Raw genomic sequence first — 273 nt, forward strand, 5'->3', positions numbered from 1 at the left:
CGTCGACTTGCCGACGTTCGGGCGACCGATGATGGCGATCTTGATACAGTCTTTTTCGCTTGGGCCAGGAATGCGCTTGGCTTCCTCACCTTCGGCAACGATCTCTTCTTCGCCGTCTTCCGGCTCTTCCTCGTCTTTCGGGAAATCGCTCAGGGCGATTTCCAGCATCTGGGTGATGCCACGACCATGAGCACCGGCGATAGGAATCGCGTGGCCCATGCCCAACGGGGCGAACTCGGCGCGGGCCATTTCAGGGTCGATGTTGTCGACCTT

1 pseudogene is annotated in these 273 nt (G+C 59.3%); it reads right to left on the reverse strand.

The features are described 5' to 3' along the window. Positions 1-273: pseudogene (locus SB772_RS40905) on the reverse strand (hypothetical protein); the annotation flags it as partial.

Source organism: Paraburkholderia sp. SIMBA_030, from assembly GCF_046535245.1.
Classification (GTDB): Bacteria; Pseudomonadota; Gammaproteobacteria; order Burkholderiales; family Burkholderiaceae; genus Paraburkholderia.